A 19,674-nucleotide genomic window follows, 5' to 3' on the forward strand; every position below is an offset into this window, starting at 1 on the left:
GGTGATCCGAACGGCAGTCGCCGCCGACCGGCTGCCCGACCGCCTTCCCGCCCGTCGGTCCGCGTGGCGTCAGCGGGGATCGATCGCCGCCTCCGCTGCCGCCTTGATGCGGGCGCCGAAGCCGGCGGCGTCCTTGCGGGCGGCGGCGAGTGCCAGGCCGACGAGGAGCTTGCCGAGCCCGTGGCCCTCCAGCACGTTGAAGATACGGACCCGGCTACGTCCGTCGGGCAGCGGCTCCACGTCGTAGCCGCCTTCGCGTGCCGTCACGCTGTTCTTCGACACCTCGGCCCAGCGGATCTTCGTCGGCGCTTCGAGGGTGGTGATCCGGAACTCCCTGGCGGTCTTCATCCCGGCGTCCTTGACCGTGCTCCGGAAGACCGTGCCCTCGGTGGTCGGGGCGTCGGGGACCCGCTCGATCCTGAGCACCCGGGGGCTGAACTGCGGATCGTTGCGTCCGTCGGCGAGGTAGGCGAACACCTCCTCGACGGGCCGGTCGACCTCGACCGTCGCTTCGAACTGTCCTGACATGGGCCCTCCTGAGGGTGCGAGCCACGACGCGCCCGCGCGCCACCCTCCGCGGGCGTCCGCCGGATCGCGAGGGGGAACCGCCTCGCGCCCGAGTGCGGGACGCCCGGGCCACGCCGCGTCGCCCGTCCTGCCGTAGTGACACCGCGACCCTACGTGACCATGGTGCTTGGCGCGCGGTGAACGTCGGGGGGGGGAGGGAGGGAGCGGCCTGGGCGGGTGCCCGCTGTCATACCATCCAGCCGTGAACGGGAGTGCGAAGGCGGACGAGATACCGGCGGGGCGGGCGGAGTCCCGCTCCACGACGTCGGACCGGGCCGTGGAATGGGCCATGCGTCCCGCGGAGTCGGCGGACCTCGAGGCGCTCGTGGAGATCCGGGCCGTCGTGATGCGTGCGGACCTGGAGCGGTTGGGCCGGTTCGACGAGCATCGGGTCCGGCAGCGCCTGCGGGACGCCTTCTCCCCGGAGCACACGTCGGTCGTCCTGGCGGGCGGCACGCCGGCCGGCTGCGTCGCGTTGCGGCCGGCCGAGGACGGGCACTGGCTGGAGCACTTCATGCTCGCCCCGCACGTCCAGGGCCGAGGGCTCGGCTCGGCCGTCCTGCGAACCCTGCTGGACCGGACCGACGCCGACGGCCTGACCGTCCGCCTGAACGTCCTCCAGGGCAGCGCCGCCCGGCGGCTGTACGAGCGCCACGGGTTCACCGTGGAAGCCCAGGACCCGGTCGACGTCTACATGGTGCGAGTGCCGGGCGCGGGCGCGGGCACGGCCACGCGCTGACCGCCCGTGACACTCCCCGCGTATAACGCTCCCCGCGCGTGGCACGTGATGCAGGAGCCCCGGACGCTCAGCCCTGGGACGGCACGGCGACGCCGGCGTCCGACTCGTCGGTCCCCGGATCCTGTGCGGGTTCGCTGAGTTGCTCGCGCACGTAGTTCCAGACCACCGCGATCAGCGCGGCGACCGGTACCGCGAGCAGGCTGCCCACGATGCCGGCCAGATTGCCGCCCAGCGTCACCGCCAGCAGGACCACCGCCGCGTGGAGACCGAGCCCACGGCTCTGGATCATGGGCTGGAACACGTTGCCCTCGAGCTGCTGCACCACGACGATGACGGCCAGCACGATCAGCGCGTCCGTCAGCCCGTTGGAGACCAGCGCGATGAGAACCGCGACGAAACCGGCGAACAGCGCACCGACGATCGGCACGAACGCGGAGACGAAGGTCAGCACCGCCAGCGGGAGCACCAGCGGTACCCCCACGATCCACAGACCCAGGCCGATCAGGACGGCGTCGAGCAGGCCGACCGCTGCCTGCGAGCGGACGAACGCTCCCAGGGTGTCCCAGCCGCGTGCCGCCACGGTCGGGACGTCGGTGGCGAGCCGCCCGGGCAGCTGACGGGCGAGCCACGGCAGGAACCGCGGGCCGTCCTTGAGGAAGAAGAACATCAGGAACAGGGCCAGAACGCCGGTGACCAGGCCGTTCACCACGGTGGTCACTCCCGTGACGACAGTGCCGACCATGCTGCCGAGACCGTCCTGCGCGCGGGAGACCGCCGTGTCGAAGGCCTTGTCGATCTGGGCGTCACCGATGTTCAACGGTGGCCCGGCCGCCCACTCGCGCACCCTCTGGATCCCTTCGGCCACGCCGTCGGTCAGCTGGCCGGACTGGGAGGCCACGGGTACCGCGATCAGTGCCACGACGCCCACGGTGACCAGGAGGAACAGCACCGTCACGACCGACGCGGCGAGAGCGGGTCTCCACCCGCGCCGACGCAGGAAACGGGTCGGTGGCCAGGTCAGGGTGGTCAGCAGCAGGCCGACCACCAGTGGCCAGACGACCGACCACATCCGTCCCAGGACCCACAAGGTCACCGCGAGCATCAGGATTATGAGCAGCGACTCGACGGAGACCCGCGCCGACGTACGGAGCGCGGCGCGGGCTCGCGTGGAACTCAAAGTGGCAGTCACGGATGCACCCTATGGGTACGCACATCACACCGGCACCGCTGCTCCCAGCTGCCCTGTCCCCCACGGGCCGGGGCGCTGTGGCAGCCCGGTCATCCGCGTAGGTGGGCGAGCAGCTCGTCTCCCGCCGGATAGGGGCGTTCCTCGGGCAGCAGTCGGGCGGCGGAGTCCAGGTCCCCCTTGCTGACGAGGGCGTGGATCTCGTGGGCGAGCGGGGTCACGTCGCGGATGGCGACCGTCCACTCGTCCGCGTACCGTCGTGGGGCCTCACCGGAGAGGCCGAGTTGCAGGGACCGGTACGGCAGGGGGCTCAGGCGCAGGTCCCGCTCCGGGTCCCACTGCACACGGGTGGGCGTGCGCTTCAACTGACGCTGCCAGGTGGCCCGGTCGGGGTGCACCCCGTGGACGTAGCTCGACAGACAGGCGTGGCGCAGCGCCCACTCGAAGCCGTCGCGGGTGATGTCGACCGCGAGAACGGTCTCCTGCCCCACCTTGGTGCCCCAGCCGCAGCGGTACATCATCCACAGGAACGACGGCTTGATCCATGTCATCCGGTCGCGCTTCCAGGCGGCGGGGAAACGGCCGTCGCGGACGGCGGGCAGGCCGATGTCCGGGGTGTACGCCTGGTAGACGGTGATCGTGGATTCCGAGTGCGCCGCACGGACCCTGCGTTGCGGTTCTTCCATGACGTACAGCGTGGGGTCGGCCGGTTCTGGCGGCCACTGATTTTCGAGGCTCCGCGGGTGGGGCCGCCGGCGCGGGTTGGGTGGGCGCGGAATCGCGTGGAGCCCTCGCGCGTTGAGGACAGTGGGCGTGGGATGCCGGTGGTGTGCGAGCCGAGCAGCCCGAATGACCGAGCTGACAGACATTGGAGGGTCGTGATGGCGGCGCAGACACAGAGGGCCGTGCTGGCCGGCGGATGCTTCTGGGGGATGGAGGAGCTGATCCGCCGACTCCCGGGCGTGACGGGGACCCGGGTCGGATACACCGGGGGTGACGTGCCGAACGCGACGTACCGGAACCACGGCACGCACGCGGAGGCCATCGAGATCCTTTTCGACCCCGCGCAGACAGATTTCCGTGCGCTTCTGGAGTTCTTCTTCCAGATCCACGACCCGAGCACCAAGAACCGCCAGGGCAACGACATCGGCCTCAGCTACCGCTCGGCGATCTACTACGTGGATGACGAGCAGAAGCGCGTCGCCGAGGACACCATCGCGGACGTGGACGCTTCCGGACTGTGGCCCGGCAAGGTCGTCACCGAGGTGGAGCCGGTCGGCCCCTTCTGGGAGGCCGAGCCCGAGCACCAGGACTACCTGCAGCGCTACCCGGACGGCTACACCTGCCACTTCCCCCGCCCGGGATGGCGGCTGCCCGCCCGCGCGGAGGGCTGACCACGCGGAGGGGCTGACCGCTTCGACCGCGCGGGTCTCGGCCGAGGGCGCCCTACCCGGCTCGGCGACAAGCTGAGCCGGGGACGGAACGTGCTGGGCCGGCCCCTCAGTGGGGCAGTGTCGCCGGGCTGCCGCCGTTCGCCTCGTAGCCCGCGACCGCCAGCGCCCGGTAGACCGCGAACTCCGCGGCCGGGTCGGCGGACAGGGTCCAGGGGAGGGCGCCGACGTGGCCGTCGATGTGTATGAGCTGGCTCATCGCCTCGGCCCAGCGTTCGGAGCGGACCAGGAAGAAGACCAGGAGATGGCGGACGTGCGCCAGCATCGGGTCGTCCGGGCGGGACGAGTGCACGGCGTGCAGCGCTCCGTGGACCGCCTTCGTGACGACCTCGCTCTGGTAGAAGCCGCTGACCAGGTTCACCTCGGGCAGGTGCTCGAAGACCGCGAAGAGCGGCATGGCGGCCAGCAGTGAGCCCCGGGGAGCACGGGCGGCCGCCGCTTCGGCGAAGCCGTACGCCTGCTCGCGCGAGCCGTGCCACTTCTCGCACCAGTAGTGCAGGGCCGCGAGATGCGCCCCCATGTGGTTCGGCGCGCGGTCCAGGATCTTCAGCCACAGCTGCTCGAACTCCGCCTGGGAATAGGCCAGTCCGCGCGCCACGGACAGTTCGATGATGTACGGGATCGGGTCACCGGGGGCGAGCAGCGCCGCGTCTCCGCACGCGGCCCTGGCCTCCTCCATGATGATCCGGAACTCGTCCGTGCCGGGTGTCGACGTCCGCCACGCCTGCTGCACCAGGAACTCCGCGTGCACCGCCGCGCCGCCCGGGTCCTTGGGTGCCTGCGTCCGCCACACCCGCAGCCACTGCCCGCCCGGCGTCTCACTGACCCCGCCGGGCCGCTGCCGCAGCTCCAGGGACGCGGCGCCCGCGAAGGCCTGCACACGCTGCCAGCGCAGTTCGCCCTCGGTCTCGGTGCCGGCCAGGAGCTGGGCGGCCGCGGGGTGGTCCTGGCTGCGCTGCACCACCTCCAGGACGTCCACCAGGTCCTGGTCGGGGCCGGGCATCCGGATGTCGAGCTCCTCCTGCTGCGCGAACCCGTAGTTCGCGGGGTCCGCGGCGTCGGGGTGACCCGGGTGGACCTGCTCGATCGCGCCGCCGCGCCTGCGCCGCAGGAAGGGAAGCAGCACGAAGCCGAACATGACCAGTGCCATCAGGACCCAGAGAATTTCCATGCCTCAAGGGTTCCAGACGCCTCGGACAATTGGCCACCGCGGTCGGCGGCCTGTGGAAAACCTCCGTCGGCCGACCGTGGCGGGGTCCTCCGCCGTCCCGCGGTCGGTCATCGGCTCCGCGGCGCATTACCCTCGGTGCCCATGAGCGACAGCCACACCAGTCAGCACTTCGAGACCCTCGCGATCCACGCGGGCAACACCGCGGATCCCCTCACCGGCGCGGTCGTCCCGCCGATCTACCAGGTCTCGACCTACAAGCAGGACGGCGTCGGCGGTCTGCGCGGCGGCTACGAGTACAGCCGCAGCGCCAACCCGACGCGCACCGCCCTGGAGGAGAACCTCGCCGCCCTGGAGGGCGGGCGCCGAGGCCTCGCGTTCGCGTCCGGGCTGGCGGCCGAGGACTGCCTGCTGCGTACGCTCCTCGAGCCCGGCGATCACGTGGTCATCCCCAACGACGCGTACGGCGGCACGTTCCGCCTGTTCGCGAAGGTCGTCTCCCGGTGGGGCGTGGAGTGGTCCGTCGCCGACTCCGCCGATCCGGCCTCCGTACGGGCCGCGATCACCCCGAAGACGAAGGCCGTGTGGGTGGAGACCCCCTCCAACCCGCTGCTCGGCATCACCGACATCGCCGCCGTCGCGCAGGTCGCGCACGACGCCGGCGCCCGGCTGGTCGTCGACAACACCTTCGCCACGCCGTACCTTCAGCAGCCGCTGTCGCTCGGCGCGGACGTCGTCGTGCACTCCCTGACCAAGTACATGGGCGGCCACTCGGACGTCGTCGGCGGCGCCCTGATCGTCAGTGACCCGGAACTGGGGGAGGAACTGGCGTACCACCAGAACGCGATGGGCGCGGTCGCCGGGCCCTTCGACTCCTGGCTGGTGCTGCGCGGCACGAAGACGCTGTCGGTACGGATGGACCGGCACAGCGAGAACGCCACGAAGGTCGCCGACATGCTGACCCGGCACCCGCGCGTGTCGAAGGTTCTCTACCCGGGCCTTCCGGAGCACCCCGGCCACGAGGTCGCCGCCAAGCAGATGCGTGCGTTCGGCGGCATGGTCTCCTTCCAGGTCGAGGGCGGCGAGGAGGCGGCCGTCCAGGTCTGCAACCGCGCCAAGGTGTTCACGCTCGGCGAGTCCCTGGGTGGCGTCGAGTCGCTGATCGAGCACCCCGGACGCATGACGCACGCCTCCGTGGTCGGCTCGGCCCTTGAGGTGCCCGCCGATCTCGTACGCCTGTCCGTCGGCATCGAGAACGTCGAGGACCTCCTGGAGGACCTGCGTCAGGCGCTCGGCTAGAAAGTCGCGTGCCGTGAGCCGTGTGCCGTGCGCCGCGTGCGGTGCGTCGCGGTTGCTCACCAGCCCGTGAGGGGTGGGGTCGTCTCGGAGGGCGGCTCCACCCAGGGCTGGACCGTGAGCGCCCACACGACGAACGCCACGGTCCCGGCGAGCAGCAGCAGCCACAGCAGACGGCGGATGGCCCGCCTGCGGCGCAGCATCCGCCCGCCGCGCCGCAGGACGTCCGCGTACAGCTCCGGTGACACCTGCGCCGTCGGCGCTTCCAGCATCTGCCGCACGGCCGACTCCCGCCCCCGCTGGTTCATGACGGGACCACCTTCGCGCCGACCGTCCTGGCGGCCGGGACCCGGGGCGGGTGGAGGAGGGTCGTGATCGCGCGGTCGCAGATCGCGCGGACGCGTTCTGGGGAGAGCCCGAGCAGCGCCGCCACCTGTTCCTCGGCGACCCCCTCGTACAGGCGCAGGACCAGGATCAGGCGTTCCTGCGGGCTGAGCCGGGCCAGTGCGCCGGGGCGGCGCGGGCGGGACCGGCGGAGGGCGCCGTGGTGGTGCCATGCCCCGTGGGCGAACCGGGCGGCCAGGTACTGGCGTGCGTGGTCGTAGGGGTCGTCGCCGCGTGTGTTGTCCCAGCACGCGTACGTGTGGGCGAGGGCCGATGTCAGAAGGCGCCGAGCGTGCGGGTTGTCGCGCGGGTCTTCTGCCGTGAGGAGCGTGGCGGCGTGCAGCAGCCGCCCGGCCGCGCCCGCGACGAACGCTTCGAACTCCCGGGCCCGGCGGGCGTCCTGAGCCGCATGCCGTTCTCGCACCGCACCTCCCGCGCCTGGGGGGAGAATCCTGTCGAGGTCCGGGACTCGGTCGCGTACGGACATCGCGTGGGCACATGTGTGCGGACCACGCGACCGCGTACGACTGAGGTCCCCGTCTCATCTGAGGGCAGACCCGGCCATCCGGTCAAGAGCCGCGCACCGCCCAGCACGCCCGAGGCCCGGGAACGGAGCTGGGGAACGGAGCCCGGAACCGAGTCGGTACCGAACCCCGCGAACGCCCGTCAGGCGTCCGTGAGGGTCGTTCAGGAGGCCGACGGCGGCTCCGCGCCCGGTACGCCCGGTACCCCCTGGGCGGCCATCCGGGAGGACAGCGCGCTGTTGAAGCGCGTCAGGAGCGTGCAGAACGCCTCGCGCTCCTCCGGCGCCCAGTCGTGTGTCAGCTCGGCCATCAACTGACGCCTCGACGAGCGCACTTCGTCCAGACGCGATTGGCCGCGCGGCGACAACTGGAGCACCACCGCACGCCCGTCCTCGGGGTGCGAGGTTCGCTTGACGAGGCCCGTGTCGACGAGCGGCGCCACCTGCCGGGTGACCGTCGACGAGTCGATCCCCATGCTCGCGGCGAGCGCCTTGACGCCCATCGGGCCTTCCTTGTCGAGCCGGTTGAGCAGCAGGTACGCGGCCCGGTCCATGGAGTTGCGGACCTGCCCCACCCCGCCGAGCCGGGTCTGTTCGGCACGGCGGGCGAACACCGCCACCTCGTGCTGCAGCGTGTCGAGGAGACCGGTGTCACCGAGTGTCGTCATGTCCATCGACATTTCAGGTGTTGTGGGCATGGCCGGAGGCTCACTTCATGAAAGGGGTGCTGGGTTGGGGGACAGGGTACGCGGCCGGAAGGCGGGCCGTACCGACGGTGTGGAAACCGGTCTCGGAGGTTGGTCACAGCGGCTGCTTCCAAGTGTGAACTGCGAGACTGGGGTCTATGAACTACCGCGAGACCCAGTCCGTGTCGCCGGTCACGCTCGATGACGTGCGCGGAGCCCGGAAGATGCTCTCGGGCGTGTCGCGGGTGACCGCGATGGAGGGCAGCCGGCACCTGACCCAGCTGGTGGGGGCGCCGGTCCTCTTCAAGTGCGAGAACCTCCAGCGGACGGGCTCCTTCAAGCTGCGCGGCGCCTACGTCCGGATCGCCGGTCTGCTGCCCGAGGAGCGGGCGGCCGGTGTGGTCGCGGCCAGCGCCGGCAACCACGCGCAGGGCGTGGCCCTCGCGTCCTCGCTGCTCGGCGTGGGTTCCACGGTGTTCATGCCGAAGGGCGCCCCGCTGCCGAAGATCAGCGCCACGAAGGAGTACGGCGCTGAGGTGCGGCTGCACGGCCAGGTGGTCGACGAGACGCTGGCCGCCGCGCGGGAGTACGCGCACGAGACGGGCGCCGTGTTCATCCACCCCTTCGACCATCCCGACATCATCGCCGGTCAGGGCACGGTCGGCCTGGAGATCCTGGAGCAGTGCCCGGAGGTGCGCACGATCGTCGTCGGCATCGGCGGCGGCGGTCTCGCGGCCGGTGTGGCGATCGCGGTGAAGGCACTGAGGCCGGACGTGCGGATCGTGGGCGTGCAGGCGGCGGGCGCGGCCGCGTACCCGCCCTCGCTGGCGGCCGGGCGCCCGGTCTCCATCGAGAACCCCGCGACGATGGCCGACGGCATGAAGGTCGGGCGGCCGGGCGACGTGCCGTTCGGCATCATCGGCGAGCTGGTCGACGAGGTCCGCACGGTGACGGAGGACGAGCTGTCCGCCGCTGTGCTGCTGTGCCTGGAGCGGGCCAAGCTGGTGGTCGAGCCGGCCGGCGCGAGCCCGGTCGCGGCGCTGCTGAGCGACCCCGGTTCCTTCGAGGGACCGGTGGTGGCGCTGCTGTCCGGCGGCAACGTCGACCCGCTGCTGCTCCAGCGCATCCTGCGGCACGGCATGTCCGCGCAGGGCCGCTACCTGGCCGTACGTCTCAGGCTGACGGACCGGCCCGGCGCCCTCGCGACACTTCTGGGTGTGTTGTCAGTGGTGGACGCTAATGTCCTCGATGTGAGCCACGTACGGACCGACCCACGGCTCGGGCTCACGGAGGCGGAGGTCGAGCTGCACCTGGAGACGAAGGGGCCGGCGCACTGCGTGGAAGTCGGCAGGGCCCTCCGCGACGCGGGCTACACGGTCATCGACTGAGGCCTCTCGCGCCGCAGAACCCCAGCTCAGGACCCTTTGTCACCCGAACGGGCAAATTCCCTGGAGAGACGCGATACATCGCGTTATGGTGTGTGTCGTGGTACCGCTCACTCGCCCATGGGGCGGAAGAAACAGGCATGAATCACAGCTTTCCCAAGAATTCCCGAAGACGTGGAGACTCATATGCCAGGCGCCATCTATGCCGAAGGTCTGGTCAAGACCTTCGGTGACGTAAAGGCTCTGGACGGCGTCGACCTCGATGTCCCCGAGGGCACGGTCCTCGGCCTGCTCGGACCGAACGGCGCGGGCAAGACGACCGCGGTCCGCTGCCTGACGACCCTGCTGCGCCCCGACAGCGGAAGGGCCGTCGTCGCCGGCCTCGACGTGCTCAAGCAACCGAACGAGGTACGGCGCTCGATCGGCCTGTCCGGCCAGTTCGCCGCCGTCGACGAATACCTGACCGGCCGCGAGAACCTCCAGATGGTCGGCCAGCTGTACCAGATGAAGGCCAGGGCCGCGAAGGTCCGGGCCGGTGAGCTGCTCGACCAGTTCCACCTCGCGGACGCCGCCGACCGGCCCGCGAAGACCTACTCCGGCGGTATGCGCCGCCGGCTCGACCTGGCCGCCGCCCTGGTCGTCTCACCGCCCGTGATGTTCATGGACGAACCGACGACCGGTCTCGACCCGCGCAACCGGCAGCAGCTGTGGGAGGTCATCAAACAGCTGGTCTCCGGCGGTACGACGCTGCTGCTGACCACCCAGTACCTGGAGGAGGCCGATCACCTCGCGCACGACATCGCCGTGGTCGACCAAGGCCACGTCATCGCGCGCGGCACCTCCGACCAGCTCAAGGCCCGCACCGGCGGCGAGCGGGTCGAGCTGGTGGTGCACGAACGCGAGCACATCGCGATCGCCCGGGAGGTGCTGGTCGGCTTCGGCAAGGGCGAGGCCACCGTCGAGGACCACATGCGCAGGATCACCGTGCCGGTCTCCGGCGGTGCGAAGCTCCTCGCCGAGGTCATCCGGGAACTCGACGTCCGAGGCATCGAGATAGACGACATCGGCCTGCGCCGCCCCACCCTGGACGACGTCTTCCTGTCCCTGACCGGCCATGTGGCCGAGGCCGGGGCCGAGGACAGCGGCGCGACGGCGGACGCCAAGCAGCAGAAGGAGGCCTCCGAGTGAGTGCCGTGACCGATGCCGCACGGACCGCGGCACCCACCAACCCCTTCGGCCAGTCGGTGCGCGACTCCCTGGTCGTGGCCAAGCGCAACCTGATCCGGATGTCCCGGATCCCGGAGATGGTGATCTTCGGACTCATCCAGCCGATCATGTTCGTGGTGCTGTTCAGCTACGTGTTCGGCGGCTCCATGCAGGTCGGCGGCAGCACCAGCCCAGCCGACTACAAGAACTTCCTGATGGCGGGCATCTTCGCGCAGACCGTCACCTTCGCCACCGCGGGCGCGGGCGCCGGGATCGCCGACGACATGCACAAGGGCCTCATCGACCGCTTCCGCTCGCTGCCCATGGCGCGCGGCGCGGTTCTGACCGGGCGCACCCTCGCGGACCTGGTGCAGACGGCGCTCACACTGCTGGTCCTCGCCGTGGTCGCCCTCCTGGTCGGCTGGCGGGTGGGATCGTTCGGCGACACCAACGCCGGCAAGGTCCTCGGCGCCTTCGGACTGCTGCTCCTGCTCGGCTATGCCTTCACCTGGATCGGGGCCCTGATCGGCCTGTCCGTGCGGACACCCGAGGCGGCCACGTCCGGCGGGCTGATCTGGCTCTTCCCGGTGACGTTCATCTCGAGCGCGTTCGTGGACACGTCCAACATGACGCCCTGGCTGCGTCACATCGCCGAGTGGAACCCCTTCAGCGCCACGGTCCAGGCCTGCCGTGTCCTGTTCGCCAACCCGGGGCAGTCGCAGTCCGACGCCTGGCCCATGCAGCACCCGGTCTGGGCCTCGTTGATCTACTCGGTCCTGATCATCCTGGTGTTCAGGACCCTGGCGGTCCGCAAGTACAGATCCGCGACCGCGTGACAATGCCCCCGGCGTCAGCGAGACGCCGGGGGTGGGTCCACACCGGGGCGGTCGTGCTCAGCCGTTGTACGGCTCGGCCTTCAGGATCTTCACCGAGGCCTTCTTGCCGTTGGGCAGTTCGTAGTTCGCGTCCTCGCCGACCTTGTGGCCGATCACGCCGGAGCCCAGCGGGGACTGCGGCGAGTAGGTCTCGATGTCGGAACTGGCGTACTCACGCGAGGCGAGCAGGAAGGTGAGCGTGTCGTCCTCGTCGCCGTCGAACGCGATCGTCACCACCATGCCGGGCGCCACCGCGCCGTCGGTGGACGTAGGTGCCTCGCCGACCTTGGCGTTCTCCAGGAGCTGGGTCAGCTGGCGCACACGGAGCTCCTGCTTGCCCTGCTCCTCCTTGGCAGCGTGGTACCCGCCGTTCTCGCGCAGGTCGCCCTCCTCGCGCGCGGCGGCGATCTTGGCGGCGATCTCCGTGCGCGCGGGACCAGACAGGTGCTCCAGCTCGGCCCTGAGCTGGTTGTACGCCTCCTGGGTAAGCCAGGTGACGTTCTCGCTGGTCTGGGTCACAGGTGCTCCTCGTAGGTACTGGGAATACAAAGCATCGCCCTACCCAGAAGAATGTTCCTTCATGGAAGGGCGAAACCACGAGCCTAACAATTCAAGGGCGCCAGGGGGAGGACATAAGCCATCAGAATCACATCGGGGCAGGTCATCGCCCACGTATTGGCGGGGCCGTCAGTCGGCCTGACAGCCCAGGAGCTCGGCCGTGGTGCCCGGAGACGTCGTGCGCAGCGTGACCACCTTGTCGATGCGGGTGGCGTCCCCGGTGAAGCGGAAGTCGGCGCGGCCCACCACGGCACCGTCCGCCGCCTGGGAACGCACGGTGCAGTAGCCGCTCGCGCCGGCGTCCTTGCGGACCTCCAGATGGACCTGGACGGCGTTCTTGCCGGGCTCGAACGTGATCACCTCGGCGCTGATCTTGTTCTGGGCGACGTAGTGGTACGCGAAGTAGCCGATGACGGCGAGCAGCAGGGTCGCGAGGACGGCTGCGGCGATCTTGAGTTTGTGGTCGGCGCGCTCGTCCGAGGAGTGGCCGTAGCGGCCCTCGGGCAGTCGCGTGCTCGCCGTACTCATGATCATCCTCTCGGCAAGGCCGGGCCCCGGAATTATTGGTCCCCGGATTCGGTCACTATAGAAGCCTCCCGCCCGCCGCCCGACTGCACCCCTCAACGACGTTCCTGCGGGACGGCACCTATCGAATTGCACCCGTTCACACCGGGCGCCGACTTACGAGGATTGAGTCTTGACTGATCAGTTGCGACTGATGGCCGTACACGCCCACCCCGACGACGAGTCGAGCAAGGGCGCGGCCACCATGGCGAAGTACGTGTCCGAGGGGGTGGACGTGCTGGTCGTGACCTGCACGGGCGGGGAGCGCGGGTCCATCCTCAACCCGAAGCTGCAGGGTGACGCGTACATCGAGGAGCACATCCACGAGGTACGCAAGAAGGAGATGGACGAGGCCCGCGAGATCCTGGGCGTCAAGCAGGAGTGGCTCGGCTTCGTCGACTCCGGCCTGCCCGAGGGCGACCCGCTGCCGCCCCTGCCGGAGGGCTGCTTCGCCCTGGAGGACGTCGACGTCGCGGCCGGGGAGCTGGTGCGGAAGATCCGCTCGTTCCGCCCGCAGGTGATCACCACCTACGACGAGAACGGCGGCTACCCGCACCCCGACCACATCATGACCCACAAGATCTCGATGGTGGCGTTCGAGGGCGCGGCGGACACCGAGAAGTACCCGGAGGCGGAGTTCGGACCGGCGTACCAGCCGCGGAAGCTCTACTACAACCAGGGCTTCAACCGCCCCCGTACCGAGGCGCTGCACAAGGCGCTGCTCGACCGCGGGCTGGAGTCGCCGTACGGGGAATGGCTGGAGCGCTGGAAGGAGATCCAGCGTGCCGAGCGCACGCTCACCACGCATGTCCCGTGCGCCGACTTCTTCGAGATCCGCGACAAGGCGCTGATCGCGCACGCCACCCAGATCGATCCCGACGGCGGCTGGTTCCGCGTCCCGATGGAGATCCAGAAGGAGGTCTGGCCGACCGAGGAGTACGAGCTGGCGAAGTCCCTCGTCGACAGCTCCCTCCCCGAGGACGACCTCTTTGCGGGCATCCGCGACAATGCTTGACATGAGCGCAAGCGCAAGCCTGGCAATGACGCACCTCGCCACCCTCGCCAAGGAGGTGGACGAGGACAAGGTGACCCCCGGCGTCCTCGGCTTCATCGTCTTCGCGGTGATGGCCCTGGCGGTGTGGGGCCTGATGAGGTCGATGAGCCGCCACATGAACAAGGTCGACTTCAAGGAGTCCCCGGACGCGGAGGCACAGCCCGAGGACGCCCCGGCGGGACCGAGGGCCAAGCAGGGCTGACCCGCTGCCCCTCTCCGTGAACCGCCCGTCGCGGCTTCGTCATCGCCCGGATCGGCGAGGGGAAGCGGCGGGGGGCGGTGCGGAGCGCGGGTGAGCGGGGTGAGCGCGGGTGTGGACGCGGGCAGCGGCACCCGGCCGCCCGCGGAGACCGGCGGCGGCGTGGTACCTACCGCGCCGCGGCCACCGTCACCCCCATGACCTCCCGCGCGTGCCGTCCCGGCACCATGCCGAGCTGCCAGGCCTGCCAGCCTGCCTCCAGGTTGATGCCACGCTCCAGGAGCAGCTGGTACGCCTGGACGTAGTCGTCCAGTTTCTCGTCGCGGGCCGGGTGGGAGGCCCGGGACAGCTGGGTGAGTTCCTCCTGCGCGACCGCCGTGCCGATCTCCACGCCGCCCGGGGCGGCGTACGGGAGCAGGGTGCAGCGCAGGAAGCGGGCCCAGTCCTCGCCGCGGCGGTCGCCGTAGGAGGTGAACAGGCCCACGGCCTCGTCGCACAGGGCCAGGGCCTGCTGGGTGCGTGCGTTGCCCGCGTCCACCACCACCAGTTCCAGGCACGTCCACGCCTCGCCGTGCGCGACGCCGATCCGCTGGAAGTCGGCCCGGGCGTCGACCAGCAGTTGGCGGGCGAAGCCCGAGTTGCGCAGCGACCCCGTCTGCGCGGCGCGCTGGTCGCGGGTGGCCCGGGCCGAGTGGTGGCGGGCGCAGGCCAGGCCGTAGACGTCGCGCATACGGGAGAACATCGTGCGGGAGCGTTCCAGTTCGCGGACCGCCTGGTCGAGGTCGCCCGTCTCCTCCAGGGCCTGGCCCAGGTAGTACACCGTCCAGGCCTCGCCCCGCGCGTCCTCGTTGTCGCGGTGCCGGGCGGCGGCCTGGCGCAGGGCGTCCAGCGCGGTCGTGGAATCGCCGTCGACCAGCCGGGCCCGCGCCAGCTGGGTCAGGGCCCACGCCTCGCCACGGGCGTCGCGGGTGCGGCCGTACAGATCGAGGGCGGTGCGCAGTTCCCGTTCCGCGCGCGGCACGTCGCCCATCCTGAGGCCCAGCTGGCCGAGCTGGAAGTGGGCCCAGGCCTCGCCGTGCACGGACTCGCCGGCCCGGTGCAGGACCAGGGACTCGGTGAGCAGGTCCAGGGCCTCCGCGAGCCGAGCCCGGTCCCGTTCGACCGCCGCCAGCGCGTGCATCGTCCAGGCGCGGTCGGTGGCCAGTTCGGGGGCGGCCTGGAGGTCCATGGCCTCACGCAGCCGCGCCGCTGCCTCGGTCAGGTTGCCCTGGTGGTGGAGTGTGATGCCGAGCGAGCACAGGGCCCGGGCGGCGCCCGCGTCGTGGTTGGCCTCCATGTACAGGTCCACCACCGACGTCAGGGTGGTGCGCGCCTTGTCCAGCTCGCCGAGCTGCCGCGCCGCGATACCCGTGCGCCACTGCACCGAGCGGACCAGCAGCCCCTGGTCCACCGCCTGCGCCAGCTCGCTGATCTCACCCAGGCGGTAGAGGTCGCCGCGCAGCAGGCAGTAGTCGCACAGGGCGCCCAGGAGATTGAGCACGGCCGCCTGGTTCACGCCCTCCGCGTGCCGCAGCGCCGCCGTGATGAAGCTCGACTCGTCGTCCAGCCAGCGCAGCGCCTCGTCCAGGGAGTGGAAACCGTGCGGGCTGAAGCGGTCCGAGCGGGTCGACATGTTGCCGTCGACCAGGCGCAGCACCGAGTCCGCGAGGTCGGCGTAGTTCACGATCAGCCGTTCCTGCGCCGCCGTACGTTCGGCGGGTTCCTCCTCGTCGAGGAGGCGGGCCTGCGCGAAGGTCCGTACCACGTCGTGCAGGCGGTAGCGGCTGCCGCGGACATGGTCGATCAGGCCTGCCCGGGCCAGTGCCTCCAGATGCCTGTTCGCCTCCGTCTCGTCCGTGGCCAGCAGCGAGGCGGCCGCGGCGGCGCCGAGCGAGGCGCGGCCCGCCAGGGCGAGCCGGCGCAGCAGCCGGCGTGCCGTGTCGGACTGGTCGGTGTAGCGCAGCCACAGCACCCGCTCGGCGGGTTCGACCGGGCCGTACGCGCCGAGGTCGGCGGCGAGTTGGCGGGGTGAGCGCGGCCCCAGTGACGAGCCCGCGACGCGCAGCGCCAACGGCAGACCACCGCAGAGTTCTCTGATCCGGTCGGCGGACTCGGCGTCGTAGGGCCCGGTGTCGTCCTGGGCGGCCGCAGTCAGCAGCTCCTCCGCGCCGGGCCCGTCCAGGGTCTGGACGGGCAGCCGGTGCACCCGGGCGGCGAGGTCGGCGGGCAGATCGAGGGGTTCGCGGGCGGTGACCAGGACCAGGCTGTCGGAGCGCTCGGGCACCAGCGTGCGGACCTGCTCGGGGTCACAGGCGTCGTCCAGGACGATGGTGACCGGCAGCCCGCTCAGATGCTGGTGGTACAGCTCACTCAGCCGTCTGACCTGCTGGTCGGCGGAGGAACGCTCTCTGAACAGCAGCTGCTCGCGAGGTGCGCCGAGCCGGTTCAGCAGGTGCAGCAGCGCGTCCCGGGTGGACAGCGGCTGCTCCTGCGGGCTGCCGCCGCGCAGGTCCACCACGCAGGCGCCGCGGAAGTAGTCCTTCAGGTCGTGGGCGGCGCGCACCGCGAGCGTCGTACGGCCGCTGCCGGGAGTCCCGTGCAGCACCACCACCGTCGGCAGCGTCTCGGTGCTCGCCCGGGAGGCCTGCACCCACTGCCGGATCCGTGCCATCTCCTGACGCCGTCCCGCGAACGGGCCGGCCGGCTCCGGGAGCTGACCGAACGACTGCTGCAGCACGCTGCGCCCGCGGGCCGCCGCGCTCTTGTCCGTGCCCTTCAGCCGCGGGCCCACCTTCTTCGGCCCGGTGGACGCGCTCAGCACCCGCTGCTGGTCCAGGAACGGGCGGATGCCGCGTACCTCCAACGCCGTCAGCCACTGCAACCTCAGCTGTTCGGGGCCGCCGGGCTGCCCCATGGCGCCCGCGCGGTGATGCGCCGCGGGCAGATGGGACCCGGCCACCTTCACCACCGTCGTCGCCGCGCCCAGCACCCCCACCGTGGCCCCGACACCCAGCGCCGTGCCCGCGCCGGTCCCCAGGGCCAGGTCGGCGACGGTGGCCGTGACCGCCGCGACGCCCGCGACCAGCAACGGAGTTGTGCCGCCCTCGCGTGCGTAGCGCTGTCCGAAGGTGAGCTGACCGGCCTCCGACTCCTCCAGGGCGCGGGTGTAGGCCTCGTACTCCTCGGCGGCCGTCTGGGCCATGGCGTCCAGCGAGCCACGCGCCCGTGACAGCAGTACGCCGCCGTCGGTACGTCCGCCGGAGCGCCGCACCTCCTCCTCCACGGCCCGCGCCAACAGCCGTTCGGCCTCAGCGCGATGACTGTCCCGCATGTCACGTCCCCCTCCGGCGGCAACGCTTTCCGGTCGTTTCTTGGTCAAGTGTGCTGCGGACGGCGCGTCGTTGCGAGGGGGCGGTCGACCTCCGACCGCCTTGCGGCACACCGGCGTTGGTGCAAGGGGATGTCCTGCCCAACCCCCTGATCACGGAAACGGAAGGGGACGCGGCGGTTGCGTCGACGCACGCCCCTCCAAGACTCCGGCCCCGTCCGGGACACGCCTGCCGACTGACGGGCGGGGTCCTGCGGCAGGATGGACCCATGCCGAACCGACTGGCCCATGAGACGTCCCCCTACCTCCTCCAGCACGCCGACAACCCCGTCGACTGGTGGCCCTGGTCGGACGGCGCCTTCGAGGAGGCCCGGAACCGGAACGTTCCGGTCCTGCTGAGCGTCGGCTACAGCAGCTGTCACTGGTGTCACGTCATGGCCCACGAGTCCTTCGAGGACCAGGAGACCGCCGACTACCTCAACGCGCACTTCGTCAGCGTCAAGGTCGACCGCGAGGAGCGTCCCGACGTCGACGCCGTCTACATGGAGGCCGTGCAGGCGGCCACCGGCCAGGGCGGCTGGCCCATGACCGTATTCCTCACCCCGGACGCCGAGCCCTTCTACTTCGGCACCTACTTCCCGCCCGCCCCGCGCCAGGGCATGCCCTCCTTCCGCCAGGTCCTCCAGGGGGTCCAGCAGGCCTGGTCCGAGCGCCGGGACGAGGTCACCGAGGTGGCCGGGAAGATCGTGCGGGACCTGGCCGGACGGGAGATCTCCTACGGCGACAGCCAGGCACCCGGCGAGGAGGAGCTCGCCCAGGCACTGCTCGGGCTGACCCGGGACTACGACCCGCAGCGCGGCGGATTCGGCGGGGCGCCCAAGTTCCCGCCGTCCATGGTCATCGAGTTCCTGCTGCGCCACCACGCCCGGACCGGGGCCGAGGGCGCGCTCCAGATGGCCCGGGACACCTGTGAGCGGATGGCCCGCGGCGGGATCTACGACCAGCTCGGCGGCGGCTTCGCCCGCTACTCCGTCGACCGCGACTGGACCGTGCCGCACTTCGAGAAGATGCTCTACGACAACGCCCTGCTGTGCCGGGCCTACGCCCACCTGTGGCGGTCCACCGCCCACGACCAGGCCGCCGACGAACACCGCGAGCTCGCCCGCCGGGTCGCCCTGGAGACCGCCGACTTCATGGTGCGGGAACTGCGCACCGCCGAGGGCGGGTTCGCGTCGGCGCTCGACGCCGACAGTGACGACGGGACCGGCAAGCACGTCGAGGGCGCCTACTACGTGTGGACGCCCGAGCAGCTCGACGAGGTGCTGGGCGCGGACGCCGAGCTAGCCGCGCACTACTTCGGCGTCACCGCGGAGGGCACCTTCGAGGCGGGGGCGTCCGTCCTCCAACTCCCGCGACAGGACGTCGAGTTCGACGCCGAACGCGTCGACTCCGTGAAGCGGAGGCTGCTGGAAGCCCGGTCCCGGCGGCCCGCTCCCGGCCGTGACGACAAGGTCGTCGCCGCCTGGAACGGCCTCGCGATCGCCGCGCTCGCCGAGACGGGCGCCTACTTCGACCGTCCCGACCTGGTCGAGGCCGCGATCGGCGCCGCCGACCTCCTGGTCCGGCTGCACCTCGACGACCACGCCCGCCTCGCCCGCACCAGCAAGGACGGCCAGGTCGGCGCCAACGCGGGGGTGCTGGAGGACTACGCGGACGTGGCCGAGGGCTTCCTCGCGCTCGCGTCCGTGACCGGCGAGGGGGTCTGGCTGGAGTTCGCCGGTTTCCTCCTGGACCACGTCCTGGACCAGTTCACCGACGCGTCCGGCAGCCTCTACGACACCGCCGCCGACGCCGAGAAGCTGATCCGCCGACCGCAGGACCCCACCGACAACGCCACCCCGTCCGGCTGGAGCGCCGCGGCGGGCGCCCTGCTGAGTTACGCCGCCCACACCGGCTCGGAGCCGCACCGCACCGCCGCCGAGAAGGCGCTCGGCGTCGTCAAGGCCCTCGGCCCGCGCGTCCCCCGCTTCGTGGGCTGGGGGCTCGCCGTCGGTGAGGCTCTGCTGGACGGGCCGCGCGAGGTCGCGGTCGTCGGTCCGGATCTCGACGACGACGCCACAAAGGCCTTGCACCACACGGCACTTCTGGGTACCGCGCCGGGTGCGGTCGTCGCGCTCGGTAGCGAGGGAAGTGGCGAGTTCCCGTTGCTCGCGGACCGGCCGCTGCGCGACGGTGAGCCGACGGCGTACGTCTGCCGCAACTTCACCTGTGACGCCCCGACAACCGATCCGGACCGTCTGAGCACGCAACTGAGCGGCTGACGGCCGCGCGGGACGGTGTTCTGAGCGGAGAACATCCGGAACGGAGGAGTTCGTTCAGGCTACCCAAATGGGCCAGGTATGCGTATACCTCCCAGTAGCCGATACTCCGTTCGGATACACACTCTTTATCGGAACACCTCCCGCA

At 71.0% G+C, this 19,674-nt stretch carries 19 protein-coding genes; 9 read left to right on the top strand and 10 right to left on the bottom strand.

All coding sequences use genetic code 11. The annotated features are described in order from the left end of the window. Positions 1 to 69 precede the first annotated feature (69 nt). On the bottom strand, positions 70 to 528 hold the full coding sequence (locus tag ACFYRY_RS15955; RefSeq protein ID WP_389144923.1) for an SRPBCC family protein: 459 nt from the start codon (positions 526 to 528) through the stop codon (positions 70 to 72). A 328-nt stretch (positions 529 to 856) separates the two neighbouring features. Between ACFYRY_RS15955 and ACFYRY_RS15960 the strand changes: the two genes are divergently transcribed. Further along, positions 857 to 1,306: a GNAT family N-acetyltransferase gene (locus ACFYRY_RS15960; RefSeq protein WP_389146255.1), complete on the top strand. Its 450-nt coding sequence runs from the start codon at positions 857 to 859 to the stop codon at positions 1,304 to 1,306. Positions 1,307 to 1,373: 67 nt separating this feature from the next. Here the strand turns inward: ACFYRY_RS15960 and ACFYRY_RS15965 are convergent, their stop codons facing one another. After that, entirely contained in the window at positions 1,374 to 2,495 is a 1,122-nt protein-coding gene (locus ACFYRY_RS15965; RefSeq protein WP_389144926.1) for an AI-2E family transporter, read from the bottom strand. Between the two features lie 89 nt (positions 2,496 to 2,584). After that, a complete protein-coding gene (locus ACFYRY_RS15970) occupies positions 2,585 to 3,178 on the bottom strand; it encodes a DUF4291 domain-containing protein (protein WP_389144929.1) in 594 nt (197 codons plus the stop codon). 195 nt (positions 3,179 to 3,373) lie between these two features. On the opposite strand from ACFYRY_RS15970, the gene msrA reads away from it, so the two are divergent. Next, positions 3,374 to 3,886: a peptide-methionine (S)-S-oxide reductase MsrA gene (msrA, locus tag ACFYRY_RS15975; protein WP_389144932.1), complete on the top strand. Its 513-nt coding sequence runs from the start codon at positions 3,374 to 3,376 to the stop codon at positions 3,884 to 3,886. Between the two features lie 106 nt (positions 3,887 to 3,992). Here the strand turns inward: msrA and ACFYRY_RS15980 are convergent, their stop codons facing one another. After that, on the bottom strand, positions 3,993 to 5,114 hold the full coding sequence (locus tag ACFYRY_RS15980) for a hypothetical protein (RefSeq protein WP_389144935.1): 1,122 nt from the start codon (positions 5,112 to 5,114) through the stop codon (positions 3,993 to 3,995). 141 nt (positions 5,115 to 5,255) lie between these two features. Here ACFYRY_RS15980 and ACFYRY_RS15985 point away from each other — a divergent pair, with 141 nt between their 5' ends. After that, positions 5,256 to 6,410, top strand: a complete 1,155-nt coding sequence (locus ACFYRY_RS15985; RefSeq protein ID WP_389144938.1) for a cystathionine gamma-synthase — start codon at positions 5,256 to 5,258, stop codon at positions 6,408 to 6,410. Between the two features lie 56 nt (positions 6,411 to 6,466). Here the strand turns inward: ACFYRY_RS15985 and ACFYRY_RS15990 are convergent, their stop codons facing one another. The 3 genes from ACFYRY_RS15990 to ACFYRY_RS16000 form a co-directional block, all read right to left on the bottom strand. Next, positions 6,467 to 6,715 carry a hypothetical protein gene (locus ACFYRY_RS15990; RefSeq protein WP_389144940.1) on the bottom strand — a complete coding sequence of 83 codons (249 nt, stop codon included), beginning with the start codon at positions 6,713 to 6,715 and terminating at the stop codon, positions 6,467 to 6,469. Continuing rightward, a complete protein-coding gene (locus ACFYRY_RS15995) occupies positions 6,712 to 7,215 on the bottom strand; it encodes a sigma factor-like helix-turn-helix DNA-binding protein (protein WP_389144943.1) in 504 nt (167 codons plus the stop codon). Before ACFYRY_RS15995 ends, ACFYRY_RS15990 begins: the two co-directional genes overlap by 4 nt. A gap of 263 nt (positions 7,216 to 7,478) precedes the next feature. Further along, positions 7,479 to 7,994, bottom strand: a complete 516-nt coding sequence (locus ACFYRY_RS16000) for a MarR family winged helix-turn-helix transcriptional regulator (protein ID WP_389146257.1) — start codon at positions 7,992 to 7,994, stop codon at positions 7,479 to 7,481. A gap of 164 nt (positions 7,995 to 8,158) precedes the next feature. Here ACFYRY_RS16000 and ilvA point away from each other — a divergent pair, with 164 nt between their 5' ends. From ilvA to ACFYRY_RS16015, 3 genes are all read left to right on the top strand, one after another. Then, positions 8,159 to 9,388: a threonine ammonia-lyase gene (ilvA, locus tag ACFYRY_RS16005; protein WP_389144945.1), complete on the top strand. Its 1,230-nt coding sequence runs from the start codon at positions 8,159 to 8,161 to the stop codon at positions 9,386 to 9,388. A gap of 183 nt (positions 9,389 to 9,571) precedes the next feature. Then, a complete protein-coding gene (locus ACFYRY_RS16010; RefSeq protein WP_389144948.1) occupies positions 9,572 to 10,573 on the top strand; it encodes an ATP-binding cassette domain-containing protein in 1,002 nt (333 codons plus the stop codon). Further along, positions 10,570 to 11,427, top strand: coding sequence for an ABC transporter permease (locus ACFYRY_RS16015; protein WP_389144951.1), 858 nt, complete (start codon positions 10,570 to 10,572; stop codon positions 11,425 to 11,427). The genes ACFYRY_RS16010 and ACFYRY_RS16015 overlap by 4 nt, the downstream gene beginning before the upstream one ends. A gap of 57 nt (positions 11,428 to 11,484) precedes the next feature. On the opposite strand, the gene greA is transcribed toward ACFYRY_RS16015, so the two are convergent. Further along, positions 11,485 to 11,985, bottom strand: coding sequence for a transcription elongation factor GreA (greA, locus tag ACFYRY_RS16020; RefSeq protein WP_389144954.1), 501 nt, complete (start codon positions 11,983 to 11,985; stop codon positions 11,485 to 11,487). A 168-nt stretch (positions 11,986 to 12,153) separates the two neighbouring features. Then, a complete protein-coding gene (locus ACFYRY_RS16025; protein ID WP_389144957.1) occupies positions 12,154 to 12,552 on the bottom strand; it encodes a DUF4307 domain-containing protein in 399 nt (132 codons plus the stop codon). Positions 12,553 to 12,721: 169 nt separating this feature from the next. Here ACFYRY_RS16025 and mca point away from each other — a divergent pair, with 169 nt between their 5' ends. Then, positions 12,722 to 13,603, top strand: a complete 882-nt coding sequence (gene mca / locus ACFYRY_RS16030) for a mycothiol conjugate amidase Mca (RefSeq protein WP_389144960.1) — start codon at positions 12,722 to 12,724, stop codon at positions 13,601 to 13,603. Then, the gene (locus ACFYRY_RS16035; RefSeq protein WP_389144963.1) at positions 13,596 to 13,844 is read left to right on the top strand and encodes a hypothetical protein; all 249 of its coding nucleotides are present in this window, start codon (positions 13,596 to 13,598) and stop codon (positions 13,842 to 13,844) included. The genes mca and ACFYRY_RS16035 overlap by 8 nt, the downstream gene beginning before the upstream one ends. 166 nt (positions 13,845 to 14,010) lie before the next feature. On the opposite strand, the gene ACFYRY_RS16040 is transcribed toward ACFYRY_RS16035, so the two are convergent. Beyond that, positions 14,011 to 17,211 (bottom strand): tetratricopeptide repeat protein, encoded by a 3,201-nt coding sequence (locus tag ACFYRY_RS16040; RefSeq protein ID WP_389144965.1) that lies wholly within the window; start codon positions 17,209 to 17,211, stop codon positions 14,011 to 14,013. 266 nt (positions 17,212 to 17,477) lie between these two features. Here ACFYRY_RS16040 and ACFYRY_RS16045 point away from each other — a divergent pair, with 266 nt between their 5' ends. After that, the gene (locus tag ACFYRY_RS16045) at positions 17,478 to 19,529 is read left to right on the top strand and encodes a thioredoxin domain-containing protein (protein WP_389144968.1); all 2,052 of its coding nucleotides are present in this window, start codon (positions 17,478 to 17,480) and stop codon (positions 19,527 to 19,529) included. Positions 19,530 to 19,674: the final 145 nt, after the last annotated feature.

The organism is Streptomyces sp. NPDC005263, from assembly GCF_042872365.1.
Taxonomy (GTDB): Bacteria; Actinomycetota; Actinomycetes; order Streptomycetales; family Streptomycetaceae; genus Streptomyces.

Excerpts from the sequence above, each read along its gene's own strand:
- msrA (WP_389144932.1), top strand. The coding sequence starts at position 3,374 with ATGGCGGCGCAGACACAGAGGGCCGTGCTGGCCGGCGGATGCTTCTGG.
- ACFYRY_RS15970 (WP_389144929.1), bottom strand. The coding sequence starts at position 3,178 with ATGGAAGAACCGCAACGCAGGGTCCGTGCGGCGCACTCGGAATCCACG.
- ACFYRY_RS16010 (WP_389144948.1), top strand. The coding sequence starts at position 9,572 with ATGCCAGGCGCCATCTATGCCGAAGGTCTGGTCAAGACCTTCGGTGAC.
- ACFYRY_RS16000 (WP_389146257.1), bottom strand. The coding sequence starts at position 7,994 with ATGTCGATGGACATGACGACACTCGGTGACACCGGTCTCCTCGACACG.
- ilvA (WP_389144945.1), top strand. The coding sequence starts at position 8,159 with ATGAACTACCGCGAGACCCAGTCCGTGTCGCCGGTCACGCTCGATGAC.
- ACFYRY_RS16040 (WP_389144965.1), bottom strand. The coding sequence starts at position 17,211 with ATGCGGGACAGTCATCGCGCTGAGGCCGAACGGCTGTTGGCGCGGGCC.
- ACFYRY_RS15990 (WP_389144940.1), bottom strand. The coding sequence starts at position 6,715 with ATGAACCAGCGGGGGCGGGAGTCGGCCGTGCGGCAGATGCTGGAAGCG.
- ACFYRY_RS15980 (WP_389144935.1), bottom strand. The coding sequence starts at position 5,114 with ATGGAAATTCTCTGGGTCCTGATGGCACTGGTCATGTTCGGCTTCGTG.
- ACFYRY_RS16025 (WP_389144957.1), bottom strand. The coding sequence starts at position 12,552 with ATGAGTACGGCGAGCACGCGACTGCCCGAGGGCCGCTACGGCCACTCC.
- ACFYRY_RS15985 (WP_389144938.1), top strand. The coding sequence starts at position 5,256 with ATGAGCGACAGCCACACCAGTCAGCACTTCGAGACCCTCGCGATCCAC.
- ACFYRY_RS16045 (WP_389144968.1), top strand. The coding sequence starts at position 17,478 with ATGCCGAACCGACTGGCCCATGAGACGTCCCCCTACCTCCTCCAGCAC.
- ACFYRY_RS15960 (WP_389146255.1), top strand. The coding sequence starts at position 857 with ATGCGTCCCGCGGAGTCGGCGGACCTCGAGGCGCTCGTGGAGATCCGG.
- ACFYRY_RS16035 (WP_389144963.1), top strand. The coding sequence starts at position 13,596 with ATGCTTGACATGAGCGCAAGCGCAAGCCTGGCAATGACGCACCTCGCC.
- ACFYRY_RS15955 (WP_389144923.1), bottom strand. The coding sequence starts at position 528 with ATGTCAGGACAGTTCGAAGCGACGGTCGAGGTCGACCGGCCCGTCGAG.